This window comes from Dactylosporangium fulvum (genome assembly GCF_025137375.1).
Taxonomy (GTDB): Bacteria; Actinomycetota; Actinomycetes; order Mycobacteriales; family Micromonosporaceae; genus Dactylosporangium; species Dactylosporangium fulvum.
The window spans coordinates 7,344,252-7,361,235 of sequence record NZ_CP073720.1 but is presented as its reverse complement, the minus strand read 5'-3'; the positions used below and the strand labels follow the sequence as shown (position 1 = coordinate 7,361,235).

Annotated in this window: 9 protein-coding genes; 6 read left to right on the top strand and 3 right to left on the bottom strand. The window is 71.3% G+C overall.

Going from position 1 to position 16,984, the window contains the following annotated elements; all coding sequences use genetic code 11:
• Positions 1 to 130 precede the first annotated feature (130 nt).
• Genes Dfulv_RS33810 through Dfulv_RS33785 form a run of 6 tightly spaced genes read left to right on the top strand, consistent with a single transcriptional unit; the run spans position 131 to position 13,321 of the window.
• Complete coding sequence (locus Dfulv_RS33810) at positions 131 to 4,219, top strand: non-ribosomal peptide synthetase (RefSeq protein ID WP_259857873.1); 4,089 nt, start codon at positions 131 to 133, stop codon at positions 4,217 to 4,219.
• Positions 4,219 to 5,628 (top strand): serine hydroxymethyltransferase, encoded by a 1,410-nt coding sequence (locus Dfulv_RS33805; RefSeq protein WP_259857872.1) that lies wholly within the window; start codon positions 4,219 to 4,221, stop codon positions 5,626 to 5,628. The genes Dfulv_RS33810 and Dfulv_RS33805 overlap by 1 nt, the downstream gene beginning before the upstream one ends.
• Positions 5,625 to 6,365 (top strand): class I SAM-dependent methyltransferase, encoded by a 741-nt coding sequence (locus tag Dfulv_RS33800; RefSeq protein WP_259857871.1) that lies wholly within the window; start codon positions 5,625 to 5,627, stop codon positions 6,363 to 6,365. Before Dfulv_RS33805 ends, Dfulv_RS33800 begins: the two co-directional genes overlap by 4 nt.
• A gap of 15 nt (positions 6,366 to 6,380) precedes the next feature.
• Positions 6,381 to 10,253 (top strand): amino acid adenylation domain-containing protein, encoded by a 3,873-nt coding sequence (locus Dfulv_RS33795; protein ID WP_259857870.1) that lies wholly within the window; start codon positions 6,381 to 6,383, stop codon positions 10,251 to 10,253.
• A 13-nt stretch (positions 10,254 to 10,266) separates the two neighbouring features.
• Positions 10,267 to 11,670, top strand: a complete 1,404-nt coding sequence (locus Dfulv_RS33790; protein WP_259857869.1) for a phenylacetate--CoA ligase family protein — start codon at positions 10,267 to 10,269, stop codon at positions 11,668 to 11,670.
• Positions 11,671 to 11,692: 22 nt separating this feature from the next.
• Positions 11,693 to 13,321, top strand: coding sequence for a PhpK family radical SAM P-methyltransferase (locus tag Dfulv_RS33785; RefSeq protein WP_259857868.1), 1,629 nt, complete (start codon positions 11,693 to 11,695; stop codon positions 13,319 to 13,321).
• Between the two features lie 237 nt (positions 13,322 to 13,558).
• Here the strand turns inward: Dfulv_RS33785 and Dfulv_RS33780 are convergent, their stop codons facing one another.
• From Dfulv_RS33780 to Dfulv_RS33770, 3 genes are read right to left on the bottom strand one after another with little or no spacing between them, the layout of a single operon-like run.
• On the bottom strand, positions 13,559 to 14,347 hold the full coding sequence (locus Dfulv_RS33780; RefSeq protein ID WP_259857867.1) for a carbohydrate ABC transporter permease: 789 nt from the start codon (positions 14,345 to 14,347) through the stop codon (positions 13,559 to 13,561).
• Positions 14,348 to 14,379: 32 nt separating this feature from the next.
• Entirely contained in the window at positions 14,380 to 15,312 is a 933-nt protein-coding gene (locus Dfulv_RS33775; protein WP_259857866.1) for a carbohydrate ABC transporter permease, read from the bottom strand.
• Between the two features lie 37 nt (positions 15,313 to 15,349).
• Entirely contained in the window at positions 15,350 to 16,720 is a 1,371-nt protein-coding gene (locus Dfulv_RS33770; RefSeq protein WP_259857865.1) for an ABC transporter substrate-binding protein, read from the bottom strand.
• Positions 16,721 to 16,984 lie beyond the last annotated feature (264 nt).

Here is a 16,984-nt window from a genome sequence, read left to right as displayed (position 1 = left end):
AGCACACCGCCGCGTGACGCGTCCGAGGCCGGCCGCTCGTAACTTCCGCATGACCTCGTCTCGATACGTTCGCCGTGTTGACAGGAGGCGACGAAGCAGCAGACCGGGTACTCGACGGGAGACGCATGACATGCCGGACCTGAAACAGCGCGTGGCCGAGCTTTCCGAGGAACGACGCGCCCTGTTCGCGGCGTTGACGAAGACGAAGGACACGACCCGGATTCCACGGGTGCCACGGGACCGGCCCATCCCGGCGTCGTTCGCGCAGCAACGCCTGTGGTTCGTCGACCACATGGAGCCGGGCAACACCGCCTACAACTGCCCGATCCCGGTCCGCCTGCGCGGGCCGCTCGAGGTCGATGCGCTCATCGAGAGCCTCGCCGACGTGGTGCGCCGGCACGAGGTGCTGCGCACGACGTTCCGCGGCGAGCACGGGCAGCCGGTCCAGGTGATTCACCCGGAGATGCCGCTGCCGTGCCCGCTGACCGACCTGAGCGACCTGCCCCCGCAGGAGCGGGACGCCGCGGTGCGCCGGGCCGTCGCCGAGGACGCCGAGCAACCGTTCGACCTCGCGAACGGTCCGGTGATGCGGGCCCGCCTGCTCCGCTTCGGGCCCGAGGAGCATGTGTTGCTGTACGACCTGCATCACATCGCCTTCGACGTGTGGTCGGTCGGCGTGGTGCACGCCGAGCTGGCCGCCGGGTACAACGCCCGGGTCCGGGGCACCGAGGCGGAGCTGCCGGAGCTGCCGATCCAGTACGCCGACTACGCCGCATGGCAGCGGGAGCGCATCAGCGGGCCGCTGCTGGACGAGCAGCTCGCGTACTGGCGCCGCCAGCTCGACGGGCTCGAGTCGCTGGACCTGCCCACCGACCACGACCGGCCGGACAGCCTGTCCTACCGCGGCGGGTGGCGCCAGCTGGACCTGCCGCAGCGGCTCGTCGCCGGGCTGCGCGAGCTGGGCCGGGCCGAGGGCGCGTCGCTGTTCATGACGATGCTCGCGGCCGTGCAGGTGCTGCTGGCCCGCTACACCGACACCGACGACGTCGCGGTGGGCATCGCGGCCGCCGAGCGCGACCGTCCCGAGGTGCAGGGGCTCATCGGCTTCTTCCCGAACACGCTCGTGCTGCGCGGTGACCTGTCCGGGCAGCCGACGTTCCGGGACTTCCTGCGCCGCATCCGCACCACCGCCCGGGACGCGTTCGCTCATGCGGAGCTGCCGTTCGACCTGCTGGTCCAGGATCTGCGCCCGACCCGCTCCGCCACCCGTACGCCGCTGTTCCCGGTGTTCTTCGGCGTCGAGGACGGCACGACGCCGATGCCGGCGTTCGACGGCCTCGACGCCGAGATCGTCTTCCCGGACCACCAGACGGCCAAGTTCGACCTCGGGTTCAATGTGCGGGTCGGCGCCGAGCACACCGTCGTCGACGCGGTCTTCAGCGCCGACCTGTTCGAGCCGGCCACGATCGACCGGATGCTGCGCCACTACCGGCAGCTGCTCGAGGCGGCGGTCGCCGCCCCGGACCGGCCGATCACCGTCCTGCCGATGCTCACCGACGCCGAGTGGCGCGACATCCGCGCCTGGAACGACACCGGACGGGTCTTCCCGGACCACGCATGCCTGCACCACCTCGTCGAGGAGCAGACCGCGCGCGGCGACGCGCCGGCGGTGCGCTGCGGGTCGCGGACGCTGAGCCGCCCGGACCTCGAGGCGGCCGCGAACCGGCTGGCCCGGCGGCTGCGCGACAGCGGGGTGGGCCCCGACACGGTCGTCGGGGTGTGCCTGCCGCGCTCGCCCGAACTGGTCGTGGCGATCCTGGCCGTGCTCAAGTCCGGCGGCGCGTACCTGCCGCTGGACCCCGACTACCCGCCGCAGCGGCTGCGGTTCATGCTCACCGACGCCGGCTGCCCGGTGGTCGTCACCCGGCAGGACCTGCGCGACGGCCTCGGCGCCGTCGACGGCACCGTGCTGGGCGTCGACGACGACGTCCGGGACGTCGCGGACACCCGTCCCGACGTGGACGTGCGACCCGACCACCTGGCCTACGTCATCTACACCTCCGGCTCGACCGGCGAGCCGAAGGGCATCGCGCTGCAACACCGCGGTGCGGTCAACAACTTCACCGACTTCAACGACCGGTTCGGCATCGGGCCCGGCGACAGCGTGATGTCGGTGTCCTCGCCCAGCTTCGACATGTCGGTGTACGACATCCTCGGCACGCTGGCCGCCGGCGCGACCGTGGTCCTGCCGGAGCCCGGCGAGGCACGCGACCCGGCGGCCTGGGCGCGGCTGCTGGCCGAGCACGGGGTGACCGTGTGGCACTCGGCCCCGGCGCTGTTGCAGCTGCTGCTGGAGTACCTCGAGCGCGACGCCGCGAACGTCGACCGGCACCGCCTGGACCGGCTGCGCCTGGCGCTGCTCGGCGGCGACTGGATCCCGGTCGAGCAGCCCGAGCGGCTGTGGCGGGTCGCGCCGCAGGCCCGCTTCGTCAGTCTGGGCGGCGCCACCGAGGCGTCGATGGACTCGACGATCTTCCCGGTCGAGCGTGTCGACCCGGCGTGGACGAGCATCCCTTACGGCCGGCCGATGGCGAACCAGCGCACGTACGTGCTGGACCGGCACCTCCAGCCGGTGCCCGTCGGGGTGCCGGGGGAGCTGCACCTGGCCGGGACCGGTCTGGCCCGTGGCTACCTGCACCGGCCGGAGTTGACCGCCGAGCGTTTCGTCGAGCACACCTTCGCCGACGGGCACACCGAGCGGCTCTACAAGACCGGTGACCTGGTCCGCTATCGGCCCGACGGGGTCCTGGAACTGCTCGGCCGGCTCGACTTCCAGGTCAAGATCCACGGCCTGCGCATCGAGCTGGGCGAGATCGAGGCGGTCCTGCGCCGGCACCCGGCGGTCGCCACCGCCGCCGTGGTCGCGCAGGGTGCGCGCGGCGAGACGCGGCTGGCCGCGTTCGTCACAACGGCCGGGAACCGGCCGGCCACCGAGGCGGAGCTGCGGCAGTGGCTCGCCGACGCGCTGCCCGCGCACATGGTCCCCGGCTCGGTCACGACCCTGGAGGCGCTGCCGACCACGCCGAACGGCAAGGTCGACCGCCGCGCGCTGACCGCAACGCAGCCCGCCCGCGACACCGCACCCGAGGCGGCGCCGGAGCCGGTTCCGGCGACCGCACCGGCCACGGTGGACAGCGCCGCCGAGGCCGGCACCACCGGCGCCGCGACCGCATCCGGCGGCGGCACGGACGCCCTGGAGCGCCGGATCGCCGCAGCCTGGTGCGACGTCCTCGGCGTGGACGAGGTCGGTCCCGACGACGACTTCTTCCACCTCGGCGGCGACTCGTTCACCGCCATCCGGGCGATGCTCGCGCTGGACGAGCAGTTGCCGGTCGTCGAGCTGTTCAAGAACCCGACGGTGCGGCAGCTCGCGGCCCGGCTCGCCGCGTCGGCGGCGCCGCAGACCGGGATGCTGCTCCGGCTCACCCCGGCGGACCGCGAGCCCGAGCTGACGCTCGTCTGCGTCCCGTACGGCGGCGGCAACGTGGTCGCCTACCAGCCGCTGGCCGACCGGATCGACGCCCGCTTCGCGGTCTGGGCGGTCAACCTGCCCGGCCACGACCCGAGCACCCTGCGGGACGAGCCCCTGTCGGTCGAGGAGGCCGCGCAACGCTGCGCCGGCGAGGTCCAGGAGCGGATCTCCGGCCCTGTCCTGGTGTACGGGCAGTGCTCCGGCGTGGCCCTCGGCGTCGAGCTGGCCCGGGTCCTCGAGGAGCGCGGTGCCGACATCCGCGGTGTCTACGTCGGGGCGTCGCTGACCGACCCCGACCCGGCCGGCTCGCTGGAGGTGGAGCGGTCCACGTCGGACGGGGACGCCTACGCGTTCCTGCGTTCGCTCGGCGGCTTCGACGGGCACCTGGAGTGGTCCGAGGTGGCGCACATCCTGCGCGCCGCCCGCAACGACATGATCGCGTCGGCGCGGTTCTTCCAGCGCCGCTACGAGCGGCCGCCGAAGCGGCTCACGGTCCCGCTGCGGTGCATCTTCGGCGACGAGGACCCGGCGACCCCCGACTTCCCGACCAGCCACCACGGATGGGACCTGTTCGCCGACACGGTGACCTACGAGGTCATCCCCGGCGCCGGGCACTACTTCGTCCGGGACCGGGCCGAGGACGTGGCCACCCTGATCGAGCGGCACCACCTTGGAGGTGAGCGGTGATGAGGGACGTCACCGAGACCCTGCTGCACGACGTCGTCGTCGGCGGGCTGGAGCGACTGTACGAGGACGACCCCGAGCTGTACGACATCCTCGAGCGCGAGGCCGACCGGCAGCGCGGCGTGCTGTCGCTGGTCGCGTCGTCCAGCCTGGTCGACCCGTCGGTCCTGGCGAGCCAGGCGTCCGTCGCGGTCAACGTCACCGCGGAGGGCTACCCGGGCCGCCGGTACCACGGCGGGTGCGAGGTCGTCGACGACATCGAGCGGCTCGCCGTCGACCGGGCCCGCAGCGCCTTCGGCGCCCGATACGCCAACGTGCAGCCGCACTCGGCGACGAACGCCAACTACACGGTGCTGTCGTCGCTGCTGCGGCCCGGGGACACGTTCCTGGGCATGGAGCTGGAGCACGGGGGGCACCTCACGCACGGCAGCCCGGCCGCCTACGCCGGTCAGTACTTCACCGCGATCGGCTACGGCCTCACCGGCGACGGGCGCATCGACTACGACCAGGTGCACCGGCTGGCCGTGCAGCACCGGCCGCGGGTCATCGTCTGCGGCGCCACGGCGTACTCGCGGGTGGTGGACTTCGCCCGGTTCCGGCGCATCGCCGACGACGTCGGCGCCTACCTCATGGCCGACATCTCGCACACCGCCGGGCTGGTCGCCACCGGCTTGCACCCGAGCCCGATCGACCACGCGCACATCACGACCACGTGTACCCACAAACAGCTTTTCGGCCCGCGCGGCGGCCTGATCATGTCGGGACGGGACGCCGACGCACCGGCGCCCCGCGGGTCCGGCACCCTGTCCGCCTTCCTCCAGCGGGCGGTGTTCCCCTTCTCCCAGGGCGCGCCGGCCCTCAACACGATCGCCGCCAAGGCGCGCGCCCTGGAACTGGTGACGACCGCCGAGTTCCGCCGGCTGGCGTCCGGCATCGTCGACCTCGCCAGGACCCTCGCCGGCGCGCTCACCGACCTCGGCCACACCCTGGTCGCCGGCGGCACGGACAACCACATCGTGCTGGTCGACCTCGCGCCGCTCGGGCTGACCGGGCTCGCCGCGGAGCGGGCCCTCGAGGAGTGCGGGATCATCGTCAACAAGAACCGGGTGCCGCGCGACACCACCCCCGCGCTCGTCACGGGCGGCATCCGCATCGGTACCAACAGCGCCGCCCGGCGCGGGATGCGCCGCAGCGACATGCTCGTCTGCGCGGGGCTGATCGACCGGGTGATCCGCTCGGTCGAGGTGCACGACCAGCGCGACTACCACCTGCCGACCGAGGTCCGCGACGACGTACGGGCCCGGGTCGCGGCCCTGTGCGCGGACCTGCCGATCCCCGGCTACCCGACCGTCGAGCGGCCGCCGTGGGGATCCGCCGCGCTGTCCACCCCACGCGTGAGGAGCAGCCGATGAACCAGCCGACGACGTGGAGGGCCGAGGAATTCGGCGAGGCCTGGGCGCCGCTGTACGACCACATGTTCGACCGTGATGACACCGACGACGCCGTGCCGGCGCTGACCAAGCTCGCCGACGGTGGCCGGGTGCTGGAGCTGGGCGTCGGCACCGGCCGCCTGGCCATCCCGCTCGCCGAGGCGGGTCTGGAGGTGCACGGCGTCGAGGCGTCGCCGGCGATGGCCGAGCAGATGCGGGCCAAGCCCGGTGGTGACCGGGTCACGGTGACGATCGGCGACTTCACCGAGGTCCGGGCGGACGGACAGTTCGACTTCATCTTCTGCGCCTACAACACGTTTTTCGCGCTGCCCACGCAGGACGACCAGTGCCGGTTCATGACCAACGCGGCCGCGCAGCTGGCGCCGGACGGCAGGCTCCTGCTCGAGGTGTTCGTCCCGGACCTGAGCAAGTTCCACGACGACCAGGTGGTGCGGGCCGACGACATCAACGACGGGCACACCGCGCTGGAGGTCTCCCGGTTCGACCCGGTCACCCAGCAGATCTTGTACGCCCGGGTGATCGCCAAGGCGCGATGGGCGAAGCACCGGTACTGCTGGCCCACCGAGATCGACCTCATGGCGAGGCTGGCCGGGCTGGAGCTGGCCGACCGGTGGGGCGGCTGGGGCGGCGAGCCGTTCGACCGCCACAGCACCCGGCACGTCTCGGTGTACCGGCGGCCGGCCGGGTCCACCGGCTGACCGGGAGCGTCGATCGTGACCACTGTGGACGACCGGCGCCGGGCGCCGGCGAGTGTGCCGGCACCCGACCTGCCGCGCGCCCCGGGCGCGGGTGGAGACGAGCCGGGCCAGGTCGTCGAGCGGGGCCATGACCTTCCCGCGGCCGGCTGGACGCGGCTGCGCCGGTGCGCGGATTCCGCGGACGTCACGCCGAGGGCCGCCGTCGTGGCCGCGCTCGCCGAGGTGATCCGGACCTGGAGCCGGACCGAGCGGTTCGCGATCGGGTGCGTGAGCACGGGTGGCGTGTCGTCGGTGTCGTCGGACGGCGATGCGACGTTCGCCGACCGTGCGATCGCGGTGGACACCCAGCTCGCCGTACCCGGGCCGCCGCATGAGCCGTCCGCCGCCGGCCCGCCGGTGACCTGCGCCGTCCTGACCGGACCGCTGTCACGCGACATCCCGCCCGGCTCGGCGGTCCACGTCACGGTGGACGAGCAGGACGGCGGTCTGCGGGTCCGCTGGCACACCCGTGACGCGCTGTTCCCGCCCGGCGTGCCCGAGGACCTCGCCGACGCCTGTGGCCGGCTGCTGGACCTGCTCGCCGCCGACGGGTCGGCCTGGCGCCGGTGCCACTTCCCGCTGGTACCGCAGCGGCACCTCGACGTGGTCGCCGCCGTCAACGCCACCGACCGGCCGCTGCCGTCGGCCCTGCCGCACGAGCTCGTCGCCGCCAACGCGCGACGGCATCCCGACCGAGAGGCCGTCATCGCCGCCGACCGCCGGCTGACCTACGGCGAGTTGCATCGACGCGCCACCCGGGTCGCCCGGACCCTGCGCGATGCGGGCGCCGGGCCGGGCCGGTTGGTGGCCATCGTGATGGAGAAGGGCTGGGAGCAGTTCGTCGGCGTCTACGCGGTGCTCACCGCCGGCGCGGCGTACCTGCCGATCGACCCGGCCACGCCCGACGAACGCCTCGAGTACCTGCTGCGCGACGGCGAGGTCGACCTCGTCCTGACGCAGTCCACCGTGGACCGGCGGCTGCGCTGGCCGGCGTCGGTGCGACGGATCCCGGTCGACGCCTTCGACGACGCGACCGACGACGGTGCGGCGGCCGGCGACGCGCCGCTGCCCACCGCGCAGCAGCCGGCAGACCTGGCCTACGTCATCTCCACGTCCGGCTCCACCGGCCGGCCCAAGGGCGTGATGGTCGACAATCGCGGACTGCTCAACGCGGTCCTCGACCTCAACCGGCGCTTCGGCATCGGTCCGGGCGCCCGCAGCCTGGCAGTGTCGGGCCTGCACTTCGACGCCTCCGTGTTCGACGTCTTCGGACCGCTGATCGCCGGCGGGTCGGTCGTCGTGCCGGCCCCGGCCGACCGGCCCGACCCGGGGCACTGGGCCGAGCTGATGCGGCGTGAGCGGGTCACCTGCTGGTTGTCGGTGCCGGCGCTGATGGAGATGCTCGTCGGGCACCTGGAGCGGTCCGGTCACCGGCCGTTGCCGTCGCTGCGGCTGGCGCTGCTCGGCGGCGACTGGATCCCGCTGGACCTGCCGGACCGGCTCCGCCGGCTCGCCGGACGCGTGCAGGTGGTCAGCATCGGCGGGCCGACCGAGACGATCTGCGTGTCGGTGCTGTACCCGATCGGGCCGGTCGACCCGGCGTGGACAAGCATCCCCTACGGCCGCCCGACGTCGAACCAGCACTACTACGTGCTCGACGAGCACCTGCGCCCGCGCCCGGCCTGGGTGCCCGGCCAGATCTGCATCGGCAGCGCGGTCGGCCTGGCCCGGGGCTACTGGCGCGACCCCGACCGCACCAGGGACCGGTTCCTCACCATGCCCGACACCGGTGAGCGCATCTACGCCTCCGGGGACATCGGCCGGTACCGGCCCGACGGCACCCTCGAGATCCTCGGCCGGGAGGACTTCCAGGTCAAGATCCAGGGGTACCGCATCGAGCTCGGGGAGATCGACGCGGCCCTGGCCCGGCACCCCGACGTCGAGCGGGTGGCGGTCGTCGCATCCCGCTCCAGCGGGGGAGCGCACCGGCTCGTGGCGTTCGTCGTGCCCAAGGGCTCGGCGCGTGCGGACCCCGAGCAGCTGCGAGCGTTCCTGCGCCGGACGCTGCCGGCGTACATGGTGCCGTCCCGGCTGCGCACGGTCGAGGCGCTGCCGTTGACCGCCAACGGGAAGGTGGACCGGCTCGCCCTCACCGAACTGGCCGCCGCAGTGCACAGCGCCGGCGACGACGGCGGTGGACCACCGCCCGGCACACCGGCGGAGCAGGCCGTGGCCGGCCTGTGGACCGAGACGCTCGGCCTGGAGCGGATCGGTGTCGACGCCGACTTCTTCGCCCTCGGCGGCGACTCGCTGGCCGCCTGCCGGCTCTGCGGCCACCTGTACGAGCGCTTCGGGGTCCACGTCACGCTGCGCGAGTTCGTCGCCGGCCCGACGATCGCCGAGCTGGGCAAGCGCCTCGGCGCGGCCCCGGCGCCCGACGACGCCACCGGGCACCCGGACGGCGGCGTCGCGCCACCGGCGCTGGATCCGGCCGACGCCACGACTCCGCTGCCGGGCCAGCGCGGCATGTGGACCGCCGAACAGGTGACCGGCGGCCGCATGTACACCCTCGTCTTCACCGTGGAGCTGGACGGGCCGCTCGACGTGGCGGGCCTCGACGACGCGGTCGCGCGCACGGTGGCTCGGCACGAAGGGCTGCGCACCGGGTTCCGGCTCGGCGCCAGGGATCTGGAGCGGTTCGCCGTCGCGGAGGACCGCGGGCCGCGACCGGTCCACGTCGAGGCGCCCGCCGGGACGCCGTGGCCGGAGGCGGTCCGGACGACGGCGCTGGCGCACGCGGCGCGGCCGTTCGCCCTCGACCAGGGCCCGCCGCTGCGGCTGCTGCTGGTGCGGGGCGGGCCGCGGCGCCACGCGCTCGTCCTGGTCACCCACCACATGCTGGTGGACGGCTGGGCGATCGGCCTGGCCCTGCGGGAGATTCTCGCCCGCTACGACGCCTCGGTGCGCGGCACGACGCCGGACCTGCGCCCCGCGCCCCGGCCCGGCGTGGTGACCGCCCGGCTGCGCCGGCTGCGGGAGCTCGGCGAGCTGCGACGCCAGGCCGAGTTCTGGACCCGCCGCCTCGACGGCGTCCCGACCGTCCTCGACCTGCCGGCGACCCGGCCCCGGCCGTCCCGTCAGGACCCCGCCGGTGCACGCGTCCCGCTCGAGTACGGCGCGACGCGCACCGACGCGGTCGAGCGCCGCGCGCGGGAGCTCGGCGTGACCCGCTTCGCCTGCCTGCTGGCCGGGTTCGGGCTCGTCCTGGCCCGCCGCACCGGGCAGCGCCGGCTCCTCGTCGGCGTGCCCACCAGCCGGCGCCCGGCGACCGAGCTGCACGACTTGGTCGCGCACTGCACCGTCGTGGTGCCCGTGCTCGTCGAGGCCGACGCGGACACCCCTGTCGAGGACTACCTGCGGGCGGTGCACGGCTCGATCGCCGACAGCGTCAGCAACGCCGACCTGCCGTTCGAGGACGTGGTCAGGATCGCCGGCGGCAACGGCGACCCGAGCCGCAACCCGGTGGTCCAGGCGGTGTTCGGCATGTACGACACGCTCATCGACTGGACCACGGCGGCCGGCGGGCTGCGGGTGCGGATCGAGGAGCTGCACGCCGGCGGGTCGCCGATGGACCTGACCGTGGCGCTGCAACGCGCCGACCCGGTCGGCGGCACCGTCGAGTTCGCCGCCGCGGTGTGGGACCGGGCGGCGGCGGAGGACTTCCGCGCCGACCTGATCGCGACCACCGCGGCGCTCGCCGAGGCCCGGGGCCGTCTCGCCGACGTCGCCGACCTTCGGGCGTCCCTTGTGGATGCCGCGCATAACCGAGTCCGAACCGCACCGGCATAACGTCGAGGTCGTCATGGCTACTCTTGCGCAACACATCGATCCCGCCTTCATGGCGGCGTACGACGACGTCTGCCGGCGCTACCACGACGGCACGATGACGGACGCGGACTGGCAGCGGTGGGACCGGCAGCGGCTCGCCGCCGTGCTGCGGCACGTGACCGAGCGGTCGCCGTTCTACCGCCGTCACCTGTCCACCGTGGACCTCGGCCGGGTCACCCCGGAGACGCTCGACCGGCTGCCGTTCACGACCAAGGCCGATCTGCGCCGCGAGCAGCACGCCGTGCTCAGCGGCGACGTCGGCGACGCGTCCGTCTACTACGAGACCACCGGCACGACCGGCCCGCCGACGCCGTGCCCACGCGACGCCAAGGAGGTCGTGACCAGCAACGTCCACGTCGAGCGGGCCTGGCGCAGCATGTTCGGCCGCTACTTCGGCGACCGGATCCCGCGCGTGGCATTGATGGGACCGTCGGAGCTGTACGCGTTCGGTGACACGTTCGGCGCCGTCGCCACCGACCTCGGCGGGTTCCACGCCAAGATCTGGCCGGACTCGCCCCGGGTCGGCTTCGCCAAGGCCCTGCGGCTGCTGCGCGACCTGAAGCTCGAGGTCGTCGTCTGCGCGCCGGCCCTGTGCCTGTCGCTGGCCAAGGCCGCCCTGCACCACGGCTACGACCTGCGGCGCGACTTCGACGTCAGGCTCTTCCTGGTCCTCGGCGAGATCTGCACCCCGGAGTTCGCCGCCAACGTCGAGTCGATCTGGGGCGCACCCGTGCATCACACCCTCTACGGCTCGCAGGAGGCACACGCGATCGCGACCGGCTGCGCGGCCAACCGGCTGCACATCTCCCGGCCGAACTACCTCGTCGAGGTCGTCGATCCGGACAGCGGCACCGCGAGCGGCGCGGGCGACGGCGAGCTGTGCCTCACCATGCTCGTCGACGGGGCCAAACCCCTCATCCGGTACCGTACGGGCGACCTCGTCTCGGTGCGCCACGGCGACTGCGGCTGCGGCCTGTGCGGGCCGCTGGTCGAGGTCACCGGCCGGGTCGGCGACGAGATGCAGCTCGGCGGGGCACGGTTCCGTCCGGCCGACATCGAGACCGCGGTGCTGGGCGCGGTCAACGGCTGCCTCGGCTACCAGGTCCAGGTCGACCAGGGCGCCGACGGCGACGACCGGCTCACCGTGCGGCTCGACCTGCTGCCGGGCACCGGGTCGCACGAGCAGCTCCGTGCCCGGGTCAGGGACCGGCTCGGGGTGCCGACGGACGTGCGCGTCGACGCCGAGCTCGACCCGATCACCAACATGGGCGCGCTCGTGAGCTGGAAGGCGGCCCGGATCCAGGACAACCGCCACGAACCGGCGCGCGAGGTACGCATCGCGCGGGCGGCCGCGGCGAACTTCGACTACACCACCTGACGGCGGGAGAGGAGCAGCCCTCATGGCGGACCTCGATTGTGTGATCGTCGGCTACAACGACGGTGACTTCGACGACTACCGGGTGATGTGCGAACGGGCCGGCGCGCAGTCGCCCGAGATGCAGATCTTCCGCAAGGAGCACCTCGTCGTCGACGACCGCGCGATGCCGCTGATGGAGGTCATCAACACCGTCCGCAACAAGGCCACGGGCCGGTCCGACCGCTACCACGTCGGCGAGGTGTTCAACCTCGCCAGCCTGTACCTGACCAACTATCTGCGCCGGCACGGCGTGAGCGCGGAGCCGATCTCGCTGTTCAGTTGCGAGGCCGGGCGGCTGGTCGACCTGCTGGAGCGCAAACCCGCCGTGGTCGCGGTGACGACGACGTTCTACGTCAACATCGTGCCGGTCATCCCGGTCGTCGAGCTGATCCGCAAGCACGCGCCCGACGCCCACATCGTCGTCGGCGGCCCCCTGGTGGACAACCTGTGCCGGGCCGGGATCACCGACGGCGTCTCCGACCAGCTGTGGGCGATGGGAGCCGACACGTATGTCGTGGAGTCCCAGGGGGAGCGGACCCTGCACGAGCTCTGTGTGGCGGTCAAGCACGGCCACGACCTGGACTCGGTCGGCAATCTCGTCCACGCCGGCAGCGGCGAGTGGAAGCTGACCCGCCGGGCCCCGGAGGCCAACGACCTCGACGAGTGCTGGATCGACTGGTCGCGGTTCCGCGACGACCAGCTCGGCGCCACCTGCCAGACCCGCACGGCCCGCAGCTGCGCGTTCAAGTGCAGCTTCTGCGACTACCCGACCCGGGCCGGCGCCCTCACCCTGGCCTCGGTCGACACGGTGCGCCGCGAAATGCGGCTGCTCGCCGAGCGCGGCGTGCGCAACGTCGTCTTCGTCGACGACACGTTCAACGTGCCGCCGAAGCGGTTCAAGGAATTCTGCCGGATGATGATCGAGGAGGACCTCGGTCTGCACTGGTACTCGTACTTCCGCTGCTCCAACGCCCGCGACACGGAGACGTTCGACCTTGCCGCGCAGAGCGGCTGCAAGGGTGTGTTCCTCGGCATCGAGTCCGGCGACGACGACGTGCTCAACAACATGAACAAGCTTGCGCAGGACGCCCAGTACCGCTCCGGAATCAAGCACCTCAACGAGCGAGGCGTGACCACGTTCGCCTCGATCATCGTCGGGTTCCCCGGCGAGACCGAGCGCAGCGTGCAGAACACCATCGACTTCCTCAACGAGACCAAGCCGACGTTCTGGCGCTCGCAGGCGTGGTGGGCCAACCCGAAGTCGCCGGTGTACCGGCAGAAGGAGATCCACGGCATCGAGGGCCGCGGCTACCAGTGGAAGCACCGCACGATGACGTCGGAGGAGGCCGCCGGGCACTGCGACGCCATGTTCGAGCGGGTGACCGAGTCGGTGTGGCTGCCGCTGTACGACTTCGACTTCTGGTCACTGCCGTACCTCGACGGCAAGAACGTCGGCGTCGACGACCTCACCACCGTGCTGCGCACGGCGCAGCGACTGATGAGCGAGCGCGACCACCGCAACGCCTCCCCGCAGACGCTGGAGAAGACGTTCGGTGAACTGGACCGCCAGATCACCGCCCTGAACCCGGCGCCCGCCAAGTTCACTTTCTGATCCCGCGGCCACCGCTTCCAGCCGCTGACGCTGCGCCGCCCGGACGCGCAATGGTTCGTTGACGAGACCTATGTCGACCTACGTCAAGGTCAACCGGGGCATGGCGCACCCAGCAGGTGCCTTCCGACCGGGATGGATACGACCCTCGGCAAGTCCTATCCTCCCAGTTCAGAAGGCACCTGTTCGCTATTGGTCCACCAGGCGGACAGCCCTTGACGAAGGGCCGAGGCCGAGTGACTACCCCTTCATCGCGCCTGATGTGATCCCGTGGGCGAACGACCGCTGCAGCACGAGGTACACGGCAATGACGGGGAGGGCGGTCAGGATGGCGCCGGCGGACAGGTAGGTGTAGTCGGTCGTGTACTGGCCCTGGAAGATGGCCAATGACATCGGTGCCGTCATTTCGCGACCGCCAGAGAGCATGACGAGCGGCACCAGAAGATCGTTCCAGGTCCAGACGAATGACAGGACGATCAGCGCCAACAGTTGCGGCATTGCCATCGGCAGCAGCAGGCGTACCAGGATGACGAAGCTGTTGGCCCCGTCGACCCGTCCGGCGTCGGTGATTTCGTGTGGTGCGTCCCGGAAGAACGTGCGCATCCAGAAGCATCCGAAGGGGAGGCCGAGCGCCGTCTCCACCAGGACGACGCCGATCAGGTTGTCGGCCAGCCCCACCTCGCGGAAGTCGAAGAAGAGCGGGATGATCAGCGACTCGTTCGGCAGCATCAGTCCGGCCAGGAGGATGAAGAACAGCACGTTGCTCAGCGGGAGCTTGAACCGGGCAAGGGCGTAGCCGGCGGGTACCGAGAGCAGCAGCGTCAACAGCGTCGCTGTGATGCTCACCTTGAAGCTTGTCGCCAAGGCTGTTCCCATGTCGGCGAGGTCCCAGACGGCCTTGAAGTTGCCGAAGTGGAAGGAGTCGCTCAACCTGATGGTGCTGTCCTGGGTGTCGGGCTCCCCCAATGCCATGATCACGACGCCGATGAGGGGGACCACCGCGAGCGCGGCCGCGCAGGTGACGACCACCTGGCCGGTGAGGGCGTGTGCCCGGCTCGTTCTCATCCTTTTCTCCAGGGGCGGAGGATCAACATTGTCAGCACGAGGATCACCATGGTCAGGAGCACACCCATGGCTGAGGCGACGCCGAGGTCTCCGACGAAGAACGCCTTCTGATAGACGAGGAAGGATGGCACCTCGGTGGAACTTCCCGGTCCGCCCTGGGTAGTCACGTAGATCAGGTCGAAGTTGCGCAGCGCGGCGGTGACCGCGAGCACCGTGACGACCGTGATCTCGTTGCGAATGCTGGGCAGCGTCACCGCGAAGAACTCGCGGACAGGGCCTGCACCGTCCATCCGGGCCGCCTCGTACAGTTCCACGGGTATGCGCTGCACACCGGAGATGAGCAGCACGAGGGCCAGGCCGAGGAGCATCCAGGTGCCGATCAGCCCGACCGCGGGCAGCGCCCAGGTGAAGTCGCCCAGCCAGCCGCGGGCCCAGTCGCCGAGGCCGACCGCCCGCAGCAGCGAGTTGATCGGGCCTTCCGGGGCCAGCAGCCAGCGCCAGGCGACACCGGTCACCACCGGGGCGATGACGTACGGCAGGAACAGCGCCGCCCGGAAAACGGTCAGCCCCCGGATCCGCGTGCTGCCGATGATGCCCACCAGCACCAGGGCCAAGGCCGTGGTGAGGAGCGCGTAGAAGCCGATCAGCACGAACGCGTGCCCGAACGCGACGCGGTTTTGCGAGTCCTGCAGGATGGTTCGGTAGTTGTCCAGACCGACCCAGCGCGCCGGGCTGATGCCGTCCCATGCGCAGAACGACAGATAGACGCTGTGCAGGAAAGGCAGGATCAGGAACAGGCCGTAGAAGATCAACGCGGGTGCCAGGTACCCGAAGCCGACGAGGGTCGTGAACCTGCGCTGCTTGCGAGCGGCGACTCCCGCCCCGTTCGGTTGAACGGGGCGGGAGGTCACCGTCAGTCTCGACGCCAAGAGCCTGCCGCCTTTGCGAGCGGGTGGAACATGCCGGTCAGCCCTTCGCCAGCGATTCCACGAACGGGCCGTAGGACTTCTGCAGTTCCGCCAGCAAACCGTCGACGCTGAGGGCGCCGGACATGAGCTGGTCGAATGTGCGGGAGATGGTTGGGTACAGCTCCGGCGCGCCCCAGTCGACGTACGGCACGGGTGTGCCCTCGCCCACCAGCTTGAGGCCGTTACGCAGCGCGTCCTGTGACGGGACCGGCAGGTTCGCTGAGTTGATCGCGGTGTCAGCGTCCGCCGGCGGCTTCGACGGGATGGCGCCACCGGCCAGGAACTGCTCGGCTGCCTTCTGGCTGGTGACGAAGTCGATGTACTTGGCCGACAGGTCCTTCTTCTTCGCCTTTACCGGGATGGTCCATGGAATGTCGCCGGCACCGACGGCCGCGATTCCCTTCCCGGACACCGACGGGAAGAACACCATCCGAAGCTTCTTGGTCTGCTCCGGCGTGCCTTTGAGCGGAGTGAAGCGGGAGCTGGTCAGGGAGAACAGGCCCTTGCCGGAGATGAAGTTGGCGAGAACCTGGTCGGTCTTGTACGCCGTCCAGTCCGGCGCGAAGTAGCCCTTGTCGCCCCAGGACTTCATGGTCTTGGCGGCCCAGACCGCGCTCTCGGACGTGAAGGTCGCGTTCGCGCGGTGGAAGACCAGGTCCTGCACGGCCTGCGGACCGCCGTGGGCCAGCAGCAGCTCGCTGAGCAGCCATGCGGCCAGTTCGCCGCTGGCCGATCCGAACTGCATCGGAATCTCCCCGGCCGCCTTGGCACGCTGCATCTGCTCTTCGAGCTCCGCGATGGTCTTCGGCGCCTCGGTGATGCCCAGCTTCTCGGCGATCTCCGTGTTCATGAGCAGGCCGATCCATGCCGTGGTGGCTGACATACCCCACAGCGGGCCCTCACCCATCAGCTTCCCGTCCGTGCTGAACCGGTTGAGCTGAAGCTGGGAGGCGGTCTGGCGGGTGTCCCATCCGTGCTTCTTGGCGTAGTCGTCCATGTTGGTCAGCAGGCCGCCCTTGACGAAGGCGCCCAAGGCCTGGTAGCCCCGGTTGACCTGCGTAACATCCGGCGGGTTGGTGCCGGAGAGCTGAAGCTTGGCGAGGGAGGCCAGGTCGTCGAAGCTCTTCGCGGTAAACTCGACCTTTACGCCCGGATTCTCGTCCTCGAACTGCTTGTTCAGCTTCTCGTAGACGGCCAGGATGCCCGGCGAGTTGGCCAGGCCGCTCTGCACGACCAGAGTGCCGCCGTCGGAGCCCTTGTCATCCGGCGAGGACGAACAGGCGGAGGCGGTGACAGCGACTGCGACAGCGGTGGCCAGTAAGGCGGCAGTTAACCGGGCGCGGCGCCCTTTGGCGTGTCGATCGGGCATTTGCGGGTTCCTTCTCTAATCGGCGCGGCCGGCTGGCCGTGCTCGCTAGTGCTGCACCCCGCGGAGCGGGGGTCGGAATCGCAGGGACTAGGTGGTCTGGACGGGACGTCGGAGCGCGGGCGGAACCTTCGGGCGGTGGACATCAACGGCGCGGTGGAGACGTGAACCGATCCTTCGCCGCCTCGGGTTGTCACTTCGAAGCAGTAACTGGTCTGTCCAGGCGACCAGATTGGTGTTCCATAATCGGGCTGTCAAGACTCGCCG

Bases quoted from the DNA above. Each gene is read 5' to 3' on its own strand.
- Dfulv_RS33810 (WP_259857873.1), top strand. From the start codon at position 131: ATGCCGGACCTGAAACAGCGCGTGGCCGAGCTTTCCGAGGAACGACGC.
- Dfulv_RS33805 (WP_259857872.1), top strand. From the start codon at position 4,219: ATGAGGGACGTCACCGAGACCCTGCTGCACGACGTCGTCGTCGGCGGG.
- Dfulv_RS33800 (WP_259857871.1), top strand. From the start codon at position 5,625: ATGAACCAGCCGACGACGTGGAGGGCCGAGGAATTCGGCGAGGCCTGG.
- Dfulv_RS33790 (WP_259857869.1), top strand. From the start codon at position 10,267: ATGGCTACTCTTGCGCAACACATCGATCCCGCCTTCATGGCGGCGTAC.
- Dfulv_RS33785 (WP_259857868.1), top strand. From the start codon at position 11,693: ATGGCGGACCTCGATTGTGTGATCGTCGGCTACAACGACGGTGACTTC.
- Dfulv_RS33770 (WP_259857865.1), bottom strand. From the start codon at position 16,720: ATGCCCGATCGACACGCCAAAGGGCGCCGCGCCCGGTTAACTGCCGCC.